The following is a 17185-nucleotide window of genomic DNA, read 5'->3' on the forward strand; positions in this document are numbered from 1 at the left end:
CCGTCAGCCGGACGCACCCCGGGCCTCCCGGCCCACCACCACACCACCGGGCGGACCGCCCACCCAGGAAAGGACCCGTCATGGGACTCGACGACAAGATCAAGAACGCCGCTCAGGACCTCGCCGGCAAGGCGAAGGAAGCCGTCGGCAACCTGACCAACGACGACTCCAAGGTCGCCGAGGGCAAGAAGGACCAGGCAGCTGCGAGCGCGAAGCAGACCGGCGAGGACGTCAAGGACGTCTTCAAGAAGTAGGTGGCAGACCGCATCGGGGCACCCGTCGAACGGGTGCCCCGATGCGTCCCCGCGCAGATCCCGAACGAGGAGGAACCATGCAGCACGACCCGAACGCGCACACGCAGGTCACCGAGGTGGCACTGCCCGCAGAACTGACGGAGCCGTTGCCCGACGACGCGAGCACTGTCACGATCGTCGCCCGGACCGCAGCGGAGACCGCCCTCGGCGTGCCCGGTGTGCACCGCCTCGGCGGGATCGCCGCCCGTGCAGCCGACCAGCTCCGCAAGCAGCTCGGCCGGAGCGCCAGCACCGCCGGTGTGCAGGTCGACGACGACGACGGCGCGCTCGGCGTGCGGGTCTCCATCGTCGTCAGCTACCCGGCGCCGGTGCTGCACGTCGCCGACGAGGTGCGGAAGCAGGTGACCGCCGCGACGCGGCAGCTGTCCGAGCTCCCGACGAGCGTGGACGTCCGAGTCCTCGACGTGCACGGCCCCTTCGACGACGAGCAGTCACCCCTGGGCCGCGCGACCGAGGCCGCGACCGACGCCGTCAAGCAGGCCGGCGAGAGCACGGCGGACGCGACGAAGCGCGCTGCCGCAGCGACCGCCGACGTGACCAAGCGCACCGCGGACGCGACCGCCGACGCGGCGGAGCGCGCAGCGGATGCCACGGCTGGCGCGTCGAAGCGCGCAGCCGACGCCACCGCCGAGACCACGAAGCGCGTCGTCGAGACCGCCGCCGACACCACCGAGGACGTGCGTGACGCCGCCGCAGATTCGCTCGCCCGGGCGTCGGAGCAGGCCGCCGACGCCGCGGCCGACGCAGCCGTCGCCGCTGGGGACGCCGCATCCGCTGCTGCCGACTCCGCCGATGCGGCCGAGACCGACGCAGCACGGCACCGCCGAGAGCAGCCGTGACCACCGCCTGGTCCGGGAACCGCCGGGCGAAGCTCCGTCGCCCCCGCCCGCGCGGCGTCTGGATCGCCTCGGGCATCGGCGTGGTGCTGGTCCTCGGCACCGCACTCGGGGCGTTCCTGCCCCTCGTCGGGTTCCTCGGCGGCGTCACGGCGACCACCTCGGGACTCGTGCCGTTCCCGTTCGTGCGGGTGGCACTCGTCACGGTCGCGGGGTCGTTGGTCGTCCTCGCGCTGCTCGTCCTCGCCTTCACCCGACGGCACACCGCGACCGCAGCCTCGGCCGTCGTGCTCGCCGTCCTCGTGGCCGTCGCCGTCACGATCGTCCCGATCGTCCTCGTGGCCATCGGGTCCGCCGACCGCGCCGGTGACGTCTGGCCGATCGTCACCGAACTCTGGAACCGCTTCACCGCTTGACACGGCGGCACCTGCACCACCGCCCGCCCGCAGGGCCCGCACGGAGCTCCGCGAGGAGATCGCCGAGGCCGCCGAGCGCGCGGATGGCGCTCCCACATCACCATCGGATCACGACACGGACGATTCGTGTCGTGATCCGTGTCAGGTTCGGCCCCTTCACGACATTGTCGTAGTGAAGGGAGCACCGTGGACAACACCGCAGAAGACGACGCCGGCCTCGCACGGCGCCTCGCCTCGGGGGACAGAGCAGCACTCGCGACGGCGTTCGACCGGTTCGCGCCGACGCTGACCCGGTACGCATGGGCGATCGCGGGGAGCAAGCAGGACGTCGAAGAGCTGGTCCAGGACACGTTCCTGACGCTCTGGCAGCGAGCCGACGGTCTGCAGCTCCCGACCGGCACACTCCTGCCGTGGCTGCTGGTAGTGTGCCGCAACCACGCCAAGAACCTGGGACGGCGCAACCAGAAGCACGCCGGCGACGAGCTCCCCTTCGACCTCGCCGCCCCCGCTGACACCACCGAGGCATCCGAGCAGCTCCGCTGGGTCCGCGCCGAGATCGCCGCGCTGCCGGAGACCGACCGGCGGATCTGCGAACTCTGCCTGCTGCAGGGGTACTCCTACGCCGAAGCCGCACAACTGCTCGGACTCAGCGTCGGGGCGGTCACCCAGCGGGTCTCCCGGTCCCGCCGACGACTCAGGAAGGCGGTGACGCACGATGAACACTGAACCTCCCCAGGGAGACGACCTGCAGCGCATGCTCGTCTCGATGAAGCAGAACGTCCTCGAGCGGGCCACCCCTCGCCCGAAGCGACGAGGCCGCCGGGCAGGCATCGCGATCGGTGTCGTCGGGGTGCTGCTGCTCGGTGCTGCCGGCGGCGGGGTCGCGCTCGGCCTCATCCCGACGTCGATCACCACCGCGCCCGTCCCCACCGCGACGACGACGCCCGAACCGTCGCCGACCGAGACCTCGTCCGGGGCCCCGGTCGTGGGCGGCCCGACGCCCACGGCGAACCCGACGCCGACGCCGACGCCGACGTCGACGCCGACCCGGCCGCCGTACTCGCTGTCGGATCCGGACACCTGGACGATCTCCGGCAGCGAGGTGGGACCCATCGCCTTCGGCAGTCCGGTCTCGGGTGAACTCGACGAGGTGGCGGACGCCTACCCGGGCACAGTGGAAGGCGTTTGCCCGAACCCGAACGTGTCGAACTTCCGCCGGGACGGGTCTGCTGCGTTGACCGTCGTCGCGGTGGACGGGCTCGTGTGGGGCGTCTACATCTCGGGCTTCTCGGGGGAGGACGTCGACGCACCGACGACCGCGGAGGGACTCGGTGTCGGCAGCACGTTGGACGAGCTCCGCGCGGCGTACCCGGACTTGACGTCGGTCGATTCCGTCTACTACTCGGAGGAAGAAGGGTCGGGGTTGTGGACGATCGAGCGCGACGGTCGTCACATCACGTTCGAGCTCGGTGGGCAGGCTTCGACCGTCGGCGGCGTCTGGGTGAGCTCGCAGGCGGAAGTCCCGTACGAGTTCTGCGGGTGACGTCGCCGGACCGGAGGCGCGGATCACGCGAGCCGATCGGCTCGCGTGATCCGCGCCTCCGGTCCGCTACCCTCGCGACGTGAAGCGTCTCTCCCCCGGCCAGCGCTGGGTCCTCGGTCTCGGCGCGTTCGCGCTCGTCTGCCTCGTCGTCGGCATCATCGCCATCGCTGTCGGGATCGGCAACGGCGCCGCCACCTGCGTCGACGTCGAGGACGACGGGTTGCAGTACGCGTGCCCCGGTGACACCAGCAGCATCCTGTGGGGCAGCGTCCTCGCCGTCGTCGGACTGCTCCACCTCGGACTCACCGGGCTCGCGGGGGCACTCGTCTGGACCTCGACGCCGACGATCGGTCCGAAGCCGGTCCGGCGACCCGAGCACCTGCCCGGCCAGACCCAGCGGGTGTTCTCCTACGGCACGCTCCAGCAGCCCCTCGTGCAGGAGTCACTGTTCGGCGAGCACGTCCCCACCACCCCGGACTCCCTGCCCGGCTGGCGGCTCGACCGGGTGACGATCACCGACCCGGACGTCATCCGGACGAGCGGCTCGGACCAGCACCCGATCCTGCGCCGCGGTACTGCTGACGACGTCGTCGAGGGAGTGGCCCTGTCCCTCGGGTACGAGTGGCAGCTCCGCGCGGTCGACGGGTACGAGGTCGCCGACTACCAGCGCGTGCGGGTCACACTCGCCTCGGGTCGGACGGCCTGGGTCTACGTCGCCGCCGACGAAGCCTGAGCCGCTGTCGCCGCCGCCAGTCGCTCGAGCCCCTCGTCGATCGACACCGACGGGGTCCACCGCAGGTCCCGCCGGGTCCGCCGCTGGTCGAACCAGTGCGCGGTCGACAGCTGCTCGGCCAGGAACCGCGTCATCGGGGGTTCGTCCTCGCCCGGTCGGACCCGCCAGACGGCCTCGACCACGGACCCCGCTGCCCGGGCGACAACGGCCGGCACGTGCCACTGCGGGGGCCGGACGCCGGATGCCGTGCAGATGCCGGCGAGCAGGTCGGCGACGGGTCGGGGCTCACCGTTCGTGACCACGTAGGCGTTGCCGTGCACGCCGTCGTCCGTGACGTGTTCGAGTGCCGCGACCATGGCCGTCGCGGCGTTGTCGACGTAGAGCGTGTCGATGAGCGCAGCGCCGGAGTCGAGCAGCGGGAGCCGTCCGGCTCGGGCACGCTCGACGATCCGTCCGACGAGCTGTGTGTCACCCGGACCCCACACCAGGTGCGGCCGGACCGCCACGACGGCGAAGTCCGGGGCGTCGGCATCGAGTGCCAACAGCTCCGCCGCGGCCTTGGTGCGGGCGTAGTCACCACGCGCACGGGACGGCTCGGCCGGACCGGCATCGGCCCCGACGAGCGACGAACCGGTGTGCGCGACCGACGGCGACGACACGAAGACGAAGCGCCCGACGCCGGCGGCACGGGCGGCCCCCAGCAGTGACCGGGTTCCCTCGACGTTGACCCGGGCGAAGTCGGCCGGGTCCCCGGCGAGCGACACCTTCGCGGCCAGGTGCACGACCGCCTCGACCCCGTCGACCGCGCGGGCGATCGCAGCGTCGTCCGTCATCGTCCCGGCGACGTCCTGCACGCCCGACACTCCGGAGGGACGGCGTTGGAAGGTCCGGACCTCGTGCCCGGCGTCCCGCACCGCAGCGGCGGTGGCCTGCCCGAGGAACCCGCTGGCCCCGGTGACCAGGACCTTCACGGGCGCACCATCCGTCCGCCGTCTCGAACCGCGGCGGGTCGGAGATTCGTGCTGAGCGACAGGTCACGCGTCTGACGGCCCGCGAAGTGTCGGTGAGCGCGTGAGGTCATGCCGGACGCGCCCTTCACGGGCGCACCATCCGTCCACCGGACAGCACCGAGCCGGCCCAGCGTGAGAGCCGGGTGCGGTCGACCTTGGAGTTGTGCCGGATGTCGGTCGGCAGCACGGGCACGACGAGCACCGCGGCGAGCGGCACTCCGGCGGCGGCACGGACCGCTGCCGCGAGCGACGGCGACGCCAACCCGGGCCGGCGCACGGCCGGGTCGGTCTCGACGACGGCCACCACCTGCTGGATGCCGATCGGCCCGATGCCAGCGACCCCGGCACGTCCGACACCGTCGACGCCCTCGATCCGCTGCTCCGGCCCCACCGGCGTGACGACCCCGCTCGGGGTGGTGAGCACGTGCTGCAGCCGGCCCTCGACCCAGATCCGTCCCGCGGCGTCCAGGTGCCCGACGTCCCCGGTGCGGTGCCCGCGCGGGTCGTCGACGCCGAGGCGCGAGACCCGGTCGGTGCGCCAGAGCCGGTCGTAGTGGTCGCGCACGTGGGGCGCCGCGACGACGATCTCGCCGGTGACCCTGGGCTCGTCCGTCAGGGCTCCGGTCGAGCGCCCGGAACCGTCGAGCGGCGCGATGCGGACGCGGACGTTCGCTGCCGGCACCCCGACGCAGATCCCCTCGTCATCGGACCGGCCGGCGGCACGGACCCCGTCCAGGTCGACGTCCGTCATGAGCAACCCCTCGGTCATGCCGTAGGGGGTGTGCGCGCTGGCGTTCGGCATCAGCTCGGTCGCCGCGGTGAGCAGCGCAGCCGAGACCGGAGCCCCGGCCGACAGGAACAGCCGCACGCCCTTCAGTGCCTGGCGGTCGGCGTCGGTGAGCTCCGACGCGGTCGCGACGACGTTCGCCAGTGCCGCCGGCGACAGGAACACCACGGTGGCGTCAGCCGCGGCGACCGAGGCCGCGACCGCCTTCGCCGTCAGGGTGCGCGGCGCGGTGACGTCCATGTCGGGCGCGACCGACCGTGCCCCGAGGGCCGGGCCGAGCAGCGCGAACGGTGCGAACCCGGCGACGAGGCCGGTGCCGACACCGACGTCGTACTGGGTGGCCAGGGCGTCCCGGACGGCGCTGAGCTGCCCGTGCGTGTACACGACGCCCTTCGCCGGCCCGGTCGATCCCGAGGTGAAGAGCACGGCCGCGGGTGCGTCCGACGACGGTGCCGCCGGCAGCGCGGTGCCGTGGGCGAGACGGCGGGCACCGCGGCGGGCGACGTCGACGAGCGTGTGCTCCACCCGCAGCGCCTTCCGTGCCGGCGCGGGCAACGAGACCGTCGCGATGCGTCGCCCCGGCCAGCCGAGGGCGCGCGCGGCACCGAGCCCGGGCAGCGCGCCGATGATCCAGTCCGGTCGGGCTCCGCGGACGGCCCGGGTCAGGCCGCCGAGTCCGAGTCCGGCGTCCGCGACGACGACGACCGCCCCGATCCGCACGCAGGCGTACAGGACGGCGGTCAGGTCGGCGCCGGGGGTCACCAGGAGCGAGACACGGTCGCCGCTCCGGACGCCCAGGTCGTCGAGTCCGGCGGCGATCTCGTCGACCCGTCGGGCGAGCAGCCGCCACGTGATCGTGCGGGGGCCACCGGCGGCGGCCATCTCCACCAGCGCGGGTTCGTCGCTGTCACGCAGCTCGTCGAGCCGCGCCCAGAGCGGCGGGGTCGCCTGTGCGGGCTGGCCCGGGTCCACGACGTCGGACTGGAGGCCCGTGGGGGCCTGAGCAGGACGGCCACCGTCCGGCAGGCGGTCACCGAGCCAGTCGAACACCGCACCCGCGACGTCGGCGTCATCAGGCAGCAGGTGCCCGGCGCCCTCGAACCGGTGGACGTCGGCGTGCGGCACGCGTTCGGTCAGGTCGTCCAGGTAGCGCTCGAGGAACACCGGGTCGCGCGGACCCCAGAGCAGGAGCACCGGCACGTCGAGCGCGGCGACCCCGGCGGCGATGCGGTCGAGTTCGGCGGCACTCCGGTGCCGGGCGTCGACGGGGATGTCCGCGACGAAGCCGCCGATGCCACCGCGTCGGGCGGCACCGCGGTAGGGCGCCCGGTAGCCGTCGGCTGTGGCCCGCTCGAGCTTCGGGTGCGCGATGGCCAGGGTGGTCTCCAGGAACGCCGGGGTCACGACCGTCGCGCGGCCGAGCATCCCCGGGCCGAGGGCGAGCCGCAGCGGTGCCGGGATCCGGGCGTCGTCGGGCTGGTGCACGGCGGTGTTGCACGTCATCGCGGCGGCCAGGACGTCCGGGTGGTCGACCGCCCAACCGAGCGACACCACACCACCCCAGTCGTGGCCGAGGGTGACGACCGGTCCGGTCAGCCCGAGTTCGTCGGTCAGGGCTCCGAGGTCCGCGACGCGCTGCGCCAGTCCCCGCTCGACGCCGGTGCGCTCCGAGAAGCCCATGTCGAGCTGGTCGACGGCGACCACGCGCCAGGCCGGTCCGCCGGCCCGGGCGACCTCGAGCGAGGTGCGGAGCACCGACCGCCACAGGTACGACCAGGTCGGGTTGCCGTGCACGCAGAGGATCGTGCCGACTGGTTCCACGCCGAGCGCGGCCAGGGAACCGGCCGTGTCCAGGAGGTGCCAGGTGCGCGCGGCGCGATCTGTGCCTCTCCCCACCGGCACGGCCGGCCCGCCGCTGGCGCGTCGCTCCGGAACCGGCGGCGTGGGCCCAGTCCGCTCTGCGGACCACGCGGGAACCGTGACCAGACGCGACCAGGCCGGGTCGAGGCCGGGCAGGGAGGGCGGCTGCGTCGCCGGAGCCGTGCTCGCGGCGACGCGGGGCAGCCGGGACCTCACCAGTGGAGTTCCATCATCGCCGTGTTGATGCCGGAGCCGACGCCGCCCAGGAACACGCGGTCACCGCGACGGATCCCACCGGAGGCGACCTCGTCGGCGAGGGTGATCGGGATCGACGCGGGGCCGACGTTGCCGAACCGCTGGTACGTGGTGGGGACCTTGGCGCGCGGGATGCCGATCGCCTCGACGAAGGCGTTGGTGTGCACGTCGGAGACCTGGTGCAGCACGTAGCGGTCCATGTCTGCCCAGTCGAAGTGGGCTCGGGCCTCGGTCCAGGCGGCGACGACGAGCTCCATGCCGCCCTTGAGCAGCATCTTCGCGTCCGTGAACATGCCGTCGACGCTGCCGACGCACAGGTCATACCACTGGGTCGCCGCGCGGGTGACGCCGCCGACGATCCGGTGGCCTTCGGGGTGCAGGTCCGCCGGGCCGAGCACGGCCGCCGCGGCACCGGACCCGAGGGTCAGGCTGGCGAACTCGCTCATGAAGTCCTTGCGGTTCCGGCCGCCCTGGTTCAGGCGGTCGATGGTGTTGAGCTGCACCTGGTCGGCGTCCTCGCCGTCGACGACGAGGGCGTACTTGATCTGCCCGGAGTCGATCATGCCCGCGGCGACGCTCATGGCGTTCACGAAGCCCAGGCAGGCGTTCGCGATGTCGAAGTTGATGGCGGACGACGGCAGCCCGAGGCCGTGGTGCAGGCGGACGGCCACCGACGGCTCGAGGTGCGGGCGCGTCACCGAGGTGTTGATGAGCAGCCCGATCTCGTCCGGACGGACACCGGCTTCGGCCATGGCACGACGGCCGGCGTCGATCGCAGCGTCCTGGAAGGTCTGACCCTCGCCCCAGTTGCGACGCTCGATGACCCCGGCGACGCGCTCGAGCAGTCCCATCGGCAGACGGAGCCGACGGAGGACCCCTCGGAGCTTGGCCTCGATGTCGGCCGAGGTCGTCACACGCTCCGCAGTGGTGGTCGCCACTGAGAGCAGCGAGACGTTCCGGTGCTTCGCCGTGGCGTTGCCGGGCTGCTCCGGTTCACTGCTCGATGCCTGGTCGACCGGCCGTTCCGTCATGATCGTCACCGACACATACTTCCGCATCTGGCCTGTGTGCGCGATCCGGATGCGCTGGACGGCCCGTTTCAGACGTCCTTCGGCAGCTTCCGCACCTTCGCGCGCCGCTTGCGGCGCTCCGGGATCATCGACCGCATCTCCTCGAGCTTGCCGAAGCAGAGCAGGCGGTCCCCAGGCTCGAGGGCGACGCCACTGCGAGGGTTCGGGATGACGTTCGAGCCGCGGTGCAGCGTGAGGACCGTGATGTCGCGGTCCCAGAGCCCGGACTCCTTGATCGTCTTGCCGACCAGGTCGGCGTTGGTGTGCACGAGGAGCTCGGCGACGCCGTAGCCGGTCGAGACGGACAGCCGCTGGCGGACGTCGATCTCGGGGAACGCGACCTGGTTCGCGATGAAGTCGACGATCGCACCGGCGATGTCGAGGCCGGTGGCGCGCTCGACGCCCTCGAGCCCTGGCGACGAGTTGACCTCCATCACGAGCGGCCCGTCGTTGCCCTCGAGCATGTCGACGCCGGCGACCTTGAGGCCCATGATCTGCGCCGAGCGCACCGCCACGGCCTCGTACTCGGGCGAGAGCGTGACCTTCTCGACGGTGCCGCCGCGGTGCACGTTCGATCGGAACTCGTCGCCCGAGGCGGTCCGGCGCATGGCGGCCACGACCCGGTCGCCGACGACGAGGGCCCGGATGTCCCGACCGCGGCTCTCGGCGATGAACCGCTGGATCAGGACGTTCTGCTTGGTGGAGTGCAGGGTCTCGACGATCGACTCGGCGACCTTCGCCTCGGGTGCCAGGATCACGCCGATGCCCTGCGTGCCCTCGAGGAGCTTGATGACGACGGGCGCGCCGCCGACCCGTTCGATCGCCCCGCGCACGTCGTTGCGGCCGGCCACGAAGGTCGTCGCCGGCATGCCGATGTCGTGCCGCGACAGGATCTGGTTCGCCCGCAGCTTGTCGCGCGAGTTCGTGATGCCGTTCGCCGTGTTCGGCGTGTAGACGTCCATCTGCTCGAACTGCCGCACCACCGCGGTGCCGTAGTAGGTGATCGAGTTGCCGATGCGCGGCAGCACGGCGTCGTAGTCGCTCAGCAGCTTGCCGCGGTAGAGCAGGTCCGGGTCGTCGCCGGACAGGTCGATCGCGAAGCGCAGGGTGTTGAGCACCTTGACCTCGTGACCGCGGTCGAGTGCCGCTGCGCGGAGGCGCTGGGTCGAGTACGCCTGGGGCGCGCGCGACAGGATGGCGAGTTTCATCGAGGGGTTCTCCGCTGGGTCGGATCGACGGCGACGCTCCATCAAAGCATGCGGACGTGGCCGCGGAGCATGCGACAGGATGGGCACATGGCCCGAGCTCCGAAGTCCTCCGACAGCGGGCTCGTCGTCGCCGGGTGGCGGGAGTGGGCGGGGCTGCCGGACCTCGGCGTGCCGTGGATCAAGGTGAAGCTCGACACCGGCGCTCGGAGCTCCGCGTTGCACGCCTTCGACCTCGAGGAACTGCCCGGCGAGCGGGTCCGGTTCTCGCTGCACCCCTGGCAGGACACCGATGCCGACGCCACCACCATCGAGTGCGACGTGCACGACCGCCGCATCGTCCGCAGCTCGACCGGGCACACCCAGGAGCGCATCGTCGTCCGCACGCGGATCGCGTTGGCCGGGCAGGTCGTCGAGTCCGAGGTCACCTTGAGCAACCGGGACCAGATGGGGTTCCGGATGCTCGTCGGTCGCGAGGCGCTCCGGCAGGGCTTCCTCGTCGATCCTGCACGGTCCTTCATGGCCGGGCGGGCTCCGAAGGAGATCCGGCGCCGCAACCGCGGTCGCGCCTGAGCGCTCGGCCGAGCGGCACGGGCCGTGGGGGTGACGGTCGACGGCCTGGAGGCGCGGCGCGGGGCCGCCACGGGCCTCCTGTCCGCCTCGACGCGCGTCCCGGGCGCGGGTGGCGTCCCGGGCGCGGGTCGCGTCAGGCCCGGGGCATCGTTCCGTCTGGGGTGGTGTGTTCCCGGATGAGGGACGCGGCGACGGACCGTGCCGTCGTCGTGTCGAGCGCGGGGTCGCGCAACCGCATCGCAAGGTAACCGGAGACGATGAGGAGCAGCTGATCGGCGAGCGCGTCGGCACGGGGACCGACCACCGGCACCGCCTGCGCCACGAGCCGCCGGCGCAGGGTGTTGGTCTCGAGGTCCAGGACCTGTCGGACCTCGGCGGGGGCGTCGGCGTACTCGGCGGCGGTGCCGAGGAAGGCGCACCAGCGGGAGCCCGTGGGCGTCGAGCGGTAGTCGTCGAGGGCGTCGAACACCGCCAGCAGTCGGCCCAGGTCGTCACGTTCGGCGGCGAGGGCACGGTCCCAGGTGGCGATCCAGTCCTCGTGGCGACGGGTGAGGGCAGCCGCCACGAGCGCTTCCTTGCTCGCGTAGCCGCGGTACAGCGTGGCCGTCGAGACCCCGGCCCGTTCGAGGACGGCGTCGATCGGGGTGGCGGCGATGCCCTGCGAGAAGAAGAGCTCCTCGGCGGCGTCGAGCAGCCGTTGCTCGGTCCCTGGGCGCATCACCATGAGAGCACCCTAGGCTCTGAAAAGTGAAACGATCGTTTTCGTTACGACATCGACTGCTCCTCGTGAGCGGACTCGGCCTGATCGCCGCCACCTACGGCCTGGTGCGCCTGGCGTACGGGCTGTTCCTGCCCGACGTGCAGCGCGACCTGGGGCTCCGGTCCGACGCCGCCGGGTGGGTCTCGTCGGGCGCCTCGGCGCTGTACTGCGTCGGTGCGGTGGCCGGGTTCCTGCTCGCCGCACGGATGCCCCGGGTGCTCGTCGCGGTCGCGACCCTGGTGGCGGGGGCCGGTGCGATCGCCATGGCGACGGCCGGTGGGTCGCTGGCGTTCGGCATCAGCGCCGTGCTCGCGTCGGCGGGTGCCGGACTCGCGTCCCCCGCCCTCGTGCGGATCGTCGCGGCGCAGGTGCCCCAGGGGCTGCAGGGCCGCGCGCAGGCGATCGTGAACGCCGGCACCGGCCCCGGACTCGTGGGCGCCGGCGTGCTCGCACTCGTGCTGCTGCCCGACTGGCGGACGGCCTGGGCGGTGTCCGGGGTGTTCGCCCTGGCCGTCGGAGCCCTGTTGCTCGTGGTGTCACGCGGCGGGGCTGCTGCGTCCCGGTCACCGCTGCCCGGCGCTCCGTGGTTCGTCGCGCACCGAGGGGTCCTCGTGCTGGCGCTGCTGTTCGGGGCCGGGTCCGCCGTCGTCTGGACCTACGGACGTTCGGCGCTGGTGGAGGCCGGCGCGTCGGTCGTCGTCTCGGTGTCGGCCTGGATCGCGCTCGGGATCGGTGGAGCCGCCGTCGTGGTCACCGCGCGTTGGACGAACGGGCTGCGCGCCCGGACGCTCTGGGCGCTCACGGCGGGTTCGGTCGCCGTCGCCGTCGTGGTGCTGGGGGCAGCGCCGCAGTCGACGGTCGCGGCATTGCTGGCGTGTGTCGTGTTCGGCTGGGGCTACACGGCGGCGACCGGCGCCCTGATCGCGTGGACGACCGAGATCGACAACGAGCGGTCGTCGGCGGGCACCTCGATGCTGTTCGTCGCACTCGTGCTCGGGCAGGCCGTCGGTGCGGCGGCTGCCGGAGCGCTCGTCGGTGCGATCGGGTTCGTCGCGACGTTCGTGGTCGGGGCGGTCGTGACCGCGGCGAGCGCCGTCCCCGCGGTGGTCCGTCGGCCGGGTGGGGTCCGTGCCGTCAGAGCAGCGGGCGGAGCTCGATCTTCCGGTTGCACGCCTGCGACGCCTGGTGCGCCACCCGGGCAGCCGTCTCGGCGTCCGGGAGGTCCATGACCCAGAACCCGGCGACGTACTCGTCGGAGTTGCTGGCGGACCCCGCCGTGGCGGACCCGGTCGTCGTGTCGGCCGTCGTGTCGGCCGCGCCCCCGCGGGCGTCGACCACGGTGGCGTCGGCCGGTGCGGAGACCCCGGCGGCGAACACGATCGCGTCGGCCATCCGCTCGTTGAAGGCGTCGACCGCGGCGGCTTCGGCGTCGGTCGCGGAGTACGTGTCGCCGACGGCGGCGGCCTGGCCGTCGTCGATGACGTTGACGAGGAACTGCATGGCGTCTCCCCTGCTCGTTGGCGGGAGGCTACTCCTGACCGGGGGCACCCAGTAGCGTTTCCTGCATGGGGACGACGGCGGAGTGGTCGCGACTGCCGGTGGGGCAGCACGAGTACCGGCAGGACACGGTGCTCGCGGTGGTGCTGGCCGGTGGGCTCGCCGTCACGACGTTCCTGTACGGGTCGGCTGGCACCTACGGCGACGACCAGGCCTCCTGGTGGGTCTCCGCGCTGATGATCGTCGCGAACGCGGCCCCGATCGCGTTCCGCCGGCGGTTCCCGATGTCGGTGGCCCTGGTGTCGGCGGTGGCGTTCGCCGCGACGCAGTTGCTCCAGGTGCCCGAGGTCTTCCTCGTCAACTTCACGCTCTTCATCGCGCTCTACACGGTGGGCGCGTGGTGCTCGGATCGGGTGCGGGCCGAAGCGGTGCGCTGGGTCGTCATCGGCGGCATGTTCGCGTGGCTGTTCGTCGCGATCTCGTTCGGGTGGGCGTCACCGAACGCGCTCCCGAACGACACGGACTCGCCGGTGGCGCCCTACGTCGCCATCTCGCTGCTGAACATCGTCATCAACGTGATCTACTTCGGCGCCGCCTGGTACGCCGGCAACCGGGCCTGGGCCTCCGCGGTCGCACGACACGAGCTCGCCGAACGCACCGCCGAACTCGCCGCCGAGCGGGAGCGCTCAGCGGCCCAGGCCGTCACGATCGAGCGGGTACGGATCGCCCGCGAGCTGCACGACGTGGTCGCCCACCACGTCTCGCTGATGGGCGTGCAGGCGGGTGCTGCACGGCGCGTGATCGACCGCGACCCGGCGCAGGCGACGGCGTCGCTCGGAGTGGTCGAGGAGAGCGCCCGCACCGCGGTGGAGGAACTCCGGCGGATGCTCGGGACCCTGCGCTCCGACGACGACGCGGACGGCCTCGGGACGGCCGGTGCCGACGGCCCGAGCACCGAGGGCATCACGCGGATCGCCGAGCTGGCCGAATCCGCCCGGGTGGCCGGCCACCCCGCCGAGTACGTCGTCGTGGGCGACGAGCGCCCGGTGCCGCCGACGGTGGCCGCAGTGGCGTACCGGATCGTGCAGGAGGCCGTGACGAACATCCTCAAGCACGCCGGCCCGACCGCCCGCGCCGACGTCCGGCTGCGGTACCTGGACGACGGCGTCGAGGTGGAGGTCACGGACGACGGGCTCGGTGCCCGTGCCGCCCGGAGCACCTCCGGCAGCGGCCTCGGACACGTCGGGATGCGGGAACGCGTCGCCGCCGTCGACGGACGGATCGAGATCGGGCCACGAGCCCGAGGAGGCTACCTGGTGCGCGCATGGCTGCCGACGACGTGAACGGAACGACCGACCTGACGATCGTGCTGGCCGACGATCAGGAGCTCGTCCGCGCCGGGTTCCGCGTGATCCTGGAGTCCGAGCCGGGGTTCCGCGTGGTCGGCGAAGCCTCGGACGGCGCGCGTGCGGTCGAGGCCGTGCAGGAACTCCGCCCGGACGTGGTCTGCCTCGACGTGCAGATGCCCGGCGTCGACGGGCTCGAGGCGGCACGGCGGATCGCGGCGCTGCCGGATCCGCCGGCGGTGCTCATCCTCACCACGTTCGACAGCGACGACGCGCTGTTCCAGGCGCTCGAGGCGGGGGCGAGCGGGTTCCTGTTGAAGAACGCCTCCCCCGAGCGGCTGATCGACGCGGTCCGGACCGTCGCCGCCGGGGACGCCCTGCTCGCGCCGGACGTCACGCGCCGGGTGATCAGCCGGGCGACGGCGTCGGCTGCGGCGCAGCCCCCGGCGACCACCACGACCACGACACCCGCCACGACGGGCGAGGACGCACTCGCCGCCGCCGGGCTCACCGAGCGGGAGACCGAGGTGCTGCGGCTGCTCGCCCGAGGTCTGAGCAACGCGGAGATCGCCGCCGAGCTCTACGTCGGGGACGCCACCGTGAAGACCCACGTGTCGAACGTGCTCCAGAAACTCGCACTGCGCGACCGGATCCAGGCCGTCGTCTGGGCGTTCGAGCACGGCGTCGCCGGCTGACCGAGCGCAACTCGTCGACCGGCTGCCGCCGCGAAGTCCGACTTTCCACGACTCGATCGACGCGTGCAACGTCGGAAGATGCACACGCATCGCATGTGGGTGCAAGTTCCGACAGAACGTGAGTCGATCGACGCGTGGAACGTCGGAACATGCACACGCATCCGTCCTGGAGGCACGGCACGGCGCGACCCGCCCGCCCTCCTCCCCCACGCGGTGGAGCCGGGCACCCACCCGAGTCCCGCCTGACGGCGGAGGCGGGGCGTGCCTCCCGGCCAATAGCGTCGGACGCAGCGACGACCAGCGTCGCGACGAAGGGGAACGACATGCTCACCATCGAAGGGGTGACCAAGCACTTCGGTGACCGCCGGGTGCTCGACGACGTGGGGTTCACGGTCGGCAGCGGACGCCTCACCGGGTTCGTCGGCGGCAACGGCGCCGGCAAGACCACCACCATGCGCATCATGCTCGGTGTCCTGCAGGCCGACGCCGGCACGGTCTCGATCGACGGCACCACGGTCCGGCCCGCCGACCGCCGCCGCTTCGGCTACATGCCCGAGGAACGCGGCCTGTACCCGAAGATGCCGGTGGCCGAGCAGATCACCTACCTGGCCCGGCTGCACGGCGTCGACAAGCGCGCCGCGACGAGCCGCACCGGCGAGCTGCTCGAACGCCTCGAACTCACCGCACACGCCGGCGACCCCGTCGAGAAGCTCTCGCTCGGCAACCAGCAGCGCGTCCAGATCGCGGCGGCGCTCGCCCACGACCCCGAGGTGCTCGTGCTCGACGAGCCCTTCTCGGGCCTCGACCCGATGGCCGTCGACACCGTGCTCGGCGTGCTGCGCGAGACCGCTGCCCGGGGCGTCCCGGTGCTGTTCTCGAGCCACCAGCTCGACGTGGTCGAGCGGCTCTGCGACGACGTCGTCGTCATCGCCGGTGGCACGATCCGCGCCGCCGGCCCGCAGGAGGAACTCCGCAGGCAGGCCGGTCCGGCCGCCTGGGAGCTGCTGGTCGACGGGGACGTCGCCTGGCTCCGCGACGAGCCGGGTGTGGCCGTGCGCGAGTTCGACGGCGGGTACGCGGTCTTCGAGGCCGACGCCGCCACCGCCCAGCGTGTCCTGCAGCGGGCCGTCCAGCACGGCACCGTCGGGTCGTTCTCACCGCGGGTGCCGCGGCTCAGCGAGGTCTTCCGGGAGGTCGTCCGATGAACAACTCCTTCGTGCAGGCCGTGCGGCTCGTCTCCGCACGTGAGATCCAGGCACGCATCCGCAGCAAGGCCTTCGTGGTCTCGGCGCTCATCCTGATCGGCATGGTCGTCGCGTCGATCGTCGTCGGCGGGATCGTGAGCAAGGCCACCGCCGACGACACCATCCCGGTCGCGGTCGTCGATGGCGTCTCGCTGCCGACCACCAGTGGGCTCAACGTCACGAAGTCGGCATCGGTCGACGACGCCGAACGGCTGGTGACGACGGGCGACGTCGACGCGGCGATCGTGCCGTCGGACGACCCGCTCGGCTACAAGGTCGTCGGACTCGACGAGGCCCCGTCCGAGGTCGTCTCGGCGTTGAGCGTCACCCCGCGCATCGAGCTGCTCGACCCGGACGCACTCCCGGGTGGGCTGGTCTACCTCATCGCCATCGCGTTCGGCGTCGTGTACTTCGCGTCGGCGGTGACGTTCGGCCAGTCCATCGCGCAGAGTGTCGTCGAGGAGAAGTCGACACGGGTGGTCGAGATCCTGATGTCCGCGATCCCGGCCCGGGCGCTGCTCGCCGGAAAGGTGCTCGGCAACAGCATCATGGCCTTCGCCCAGATCGTCGCGGTGGCCGTCGCCGCCATCGTCACGTTGGCGGTGACCGGGCAGGACAACATGTTCGCGATGCTCGGCCCGAGCATCCTGTGGTTCATCGGCTTCTTCGCGATCGGGTTCGTGCTCCTGGCGTCGCTGTTCGCCGCGGCGGCCGTGCTCGTCTCCCGCCAGGAGGACGTCGGCAGCGTCACCACCCCGGTGATGATGCTGGTGATGATCCCGTACTTCCTGATCATCGTCGCGTACGACAACCCGACGATCCTCGGCATCATGTCGTACGTGCCGTTCAGCGCCCCGATCGGCATGCCCATGCGGATCTTCCTGGGGACGGCCGAGTGGTGGGAGCCGATCCTGTCGCTCGTCATCGTCGCCGCTTCGGTCGTCGCGGTCGTCGTCATCGGCGCCCGCGTCTACGAGAACGCCCTGCTCCGCACCGGAAGTCGCGTGAAGCTGTCCGAGGCGCTGCGCGGCTGACGCCGCC

18 protein-coding genes are annotated in these 17185 nt (G+C 72.4%); 12 read left to right on the forward strand and 6 right to left on the reverse strand.

Annotated features, from left to right (window positions below):
• Positions 1 to 80: 80 nt before the first annotated feature.
• From DEJ35_RS05095 to DEJ35_RS17540, 6 genes are all read left to right on the forward strand, one after another.
• Positions 81 to 254 (forward strand): CsbD family protein, encoded by a 174-nt coding sequence (locus tag DEJ35_RS05095; RefSeq protein WP_071246087.1) that lies wholly within the window; start codon positions 81 to 83, stop codon positions 252 to 254.
• Between the two features lie 77 nt (positions 255 to 331).
• On the forward strand, positions 332 to 1153 hold the full coding sequence (locus DEJ35_RS05100; RefSeq protein ID WP_181435512.1) for an Asp23/Gls24 family envelope stress response protein: 822 nt from the start codon (positions 332 to 334) through the stop codon (positions 1151 to 1153).
• A complete protein-coding gene (locus DEJ35_RS05105) occupies positions 1150 to 1566 on the forward strand; it encodes an MFS transporter permease (RefSeq protein ID WP_111192174.1) in 417 nt (138 codons plus the stop codon). Before DEJ35_RS05100 ends, DEJ35_RS05105 begins: the two co-directional genes overlap by 4 nt.
• A gap of 186 nt (positions 1567 to 1752) precedes the next feature.
• The gene (locus DEJ35_RS05110) at positions 1753 to 2292 is read left to right on the forward strand and encodes an RNA polymerase sigma factor (protein ID WP_110860933.1); all 540 of its coding nucleotides are present in this window, start codon (positions 1753 to 1755) and stop codon (positions 2290 to 2292) included.
• Positions 2282 to 3109: a hypothetical protein gene (locus DEJ35_RS05115; protein WP_146244747.1), complete on the forward strand. Its 828-nt coding sequence runs from the start codon at positions 2282 to 2284 to the stop codon at positions 3107 to 3109. The genes DEJ35_RS05110 and DEJ35_RS05115 overlap by 11 nt, the downstream gene beginning before the upstream one ends.
• A gap of 79 nt (positions 3110 to 3188) precedes the next feature.
• The gene (locus DEJ35_RS17540) at positions 3189 to 3842 is read left to right on the forward strand and encodes a gamma-glutamylcyclotransferase family protein (RefSeq protein WP_258378434.1); all 654 of its coding nucleotides are present in this window, start codon (positions 3189 to 3191) and stop codon (positions 3840 to 3842) included.
• Here DEJ35_RS17540 and DEJ35_RS05125 read toward each other — a convergent pair.
• From DEJ35_RS05125 to DEJ35_RS05140, 4 genes are all read right to left on the reverse strand, one after another.
• Positions 3818 to 4813, reverse strand: a complete 996-nt coding sequence (locus DEJ35_RS05125; protein WP_111192176.1) for an NAD(P)-dependent oxidoreductase — start codon at positions 4811 to 4813, stop codon at positions 3818 to 3820. The genes DEJ35_RS17540 and DEJ35_RS05125 overlap by 25 nt on opposite strands.
• A 124-nt stretch (positions 4814 to 4937) precedes the next feature.
• A complete protein-coding gene (locus DEJ35_RS05130; protein ID WP_111192250.1) occupies positions 4938 to 7703 on the reverse strand; it encodes an alpha/beta fold hydrolase in 2766 nt (921 codons plus the stop codon).
• 8 nt (positions 7704 to 7711) lie between these two features.
• Positions 7712 to 8785, reverse strand: a complete 1074-nt coding sequence (locus tag DEJ35_RS05135) for a 3-oxoacyl-ACP synthase III (RefSeq protein WP_110861116.1) — start codon at positions 8783 to 8785, stop codon at positions 7712 to 7714.
• 68 nt (positions 8786 to 8853) lie between these two features.
• Complete coding sequence (locus tag DEJ35_RS05140) at positions 8854 to 10032, reverse strand: RimK family alpha-L-glutamate ligase (protein WP_110861118.1); 1179 nt, start codon at positions 10030 to 10032, stop codon at positions 8854 to 8856.
• Positions 10033 to 10119: 87 nt separating this feature from the next.
• Between DEJ35_RS05140 and DEJ35_RS05145 the strand changes: the two genes are divergently transcribed.
• Positions 10120 to 10602 (forward strand): RimK/LysX family protein, encoded by a 483-nt coding sequence (locus tag DEJ35_RS05145; protein ID WP_111192177.1) that lies wholly within the window; start codon positions 10120 to 10122, stop codon positions 10600 to 10602.
• 133 nt (positions 10603 to 10735) lie between these two features.
• On the opposite strand, the gene DEJ35_RS05150 is transcribed toward DEJ35_RS05145, so the two are convergent.
• Positions 10736 to 11326, reverse strand: a complete 591-nt coding sequence (locus DEJ35_RS05150) for a TetR/AcrR family transcriptional regulator (protein WP_111192178.1) — start codon at positions 11324 to 11326, stop codon at positions 10736 to 10738.
• Between the two features lie 62 nt (positions 11327 to 11388).
• Here DEJ35_RS05150 and DEJ35_RS05155 point away from each other — a divergent pair, with 62 nt between their 5' ends.
• Positions 11389 to 12591, forward strand: coding sequence for an MFS transporter (locus DEJ35_RS05155; protein ID WP_220036875.1), 1203 nt, complete (start codon positions 11389 to 11391; stop codon positions 12589 to 12591).
• Here the strand turns inward: DEJ35_RS05155 and DEJ35_RS05160 are convergent.
• The gene (locus DEJ35_RS05160; protein ID WP_111192180.1) at positions 12497 to 12862 is read right to left on the reverse strand and encodes a hypothetical protein; all 366 of its coding nucleotides are present in this window, start codon (positions 12860 to 12862) and stop codon (positions 12497 to 12499) included. The genes DEJ35_RS05155 and DEJ35_RS05160 overlap by 95 nt on opposite strands.
• A 65-nt stretch (positions 12863 to 12927) precedes the next feature.
• Between DEJ35_RS05160 and DEJ35_RS05165 the strand changes: the two genes are divergently transcribed.
• The 4 genes from DEJ35_RS05165 to DEJ35_RS05180 all read left to right on the forward strand — a co-directional run bounded on the left by DEJ35_RS05165 (position 12928) and on the right by DEJ35_RS05180 (position 17178).
• Positions 12928 to 14202: a sensor histidine kinase gene (locus tag DEJ35_RS05165; RefSeq protein ID WP_258378435.1), complete on the forward strand. Its 1275-nt coding sequence runs from the start codon at positions 12928 to 12930 to the stop codon at positions 14200 to 14202.
• Positions 14184 to 14900 carry a response regulator transcription factor gene (locus tag DEJ35_RS05170; protein WP_110860948.1) on the forward strand — a complete coding sequence of 239 codons (717 nt, stop codon included), beginning with the start codon at positions 14184 to 14186 and terminating at the stop codon, positions 14898 to 14900. The genes DEJ35_RS05165 and DEJ35_RS05170 overlap by 19 nt, the downstream gene beginning before the upstream one ends.
• A 323-nt stretch (positions 14901 to 15223) precedes the next feature.
• Positions 15224 to 16105: an ABC transporter ATP-binding protein gene (locus DEJ35_RS05175; RefSeq protein WP_110860950.1), complete on the forward strand. Its 882-nt coding sequence runs from the start codon at positions 15224 to 15226 to the stop codon at positions 16103 to 16105.
• The gene (locus DEJ35_RS05180; RefSeq protein ID WP_111192181.1) at positions 16102 to 17178 is read left to right on the forward strand and encodes an ABC transporter permease; all 1077 of its coding nucleotides are present in this window, start codon (positions 16102 to 16104) and stop codon (positions 17176 to 17178) included. Before DEJ35_RS05175 ends, DEJ35_RS05180 begins: the two co-directional genes overlap by 4 nt.
• The last annotated feature ends 7 nt before the right edge of the window (positions 17179 to 17185 follow it).

The organism is Curtobacterium sp. MCPF17_051 (assembly GCF_003234595.1).
In the GTDB taxonomy this organism is placed as follows: domain Bacteria; phylum Actinomycetota; class Actinomycetes; order Actinomycetales; family Microbacteriaceae; genus Curtobacterium; species Curtobacterium flaccumfaciens.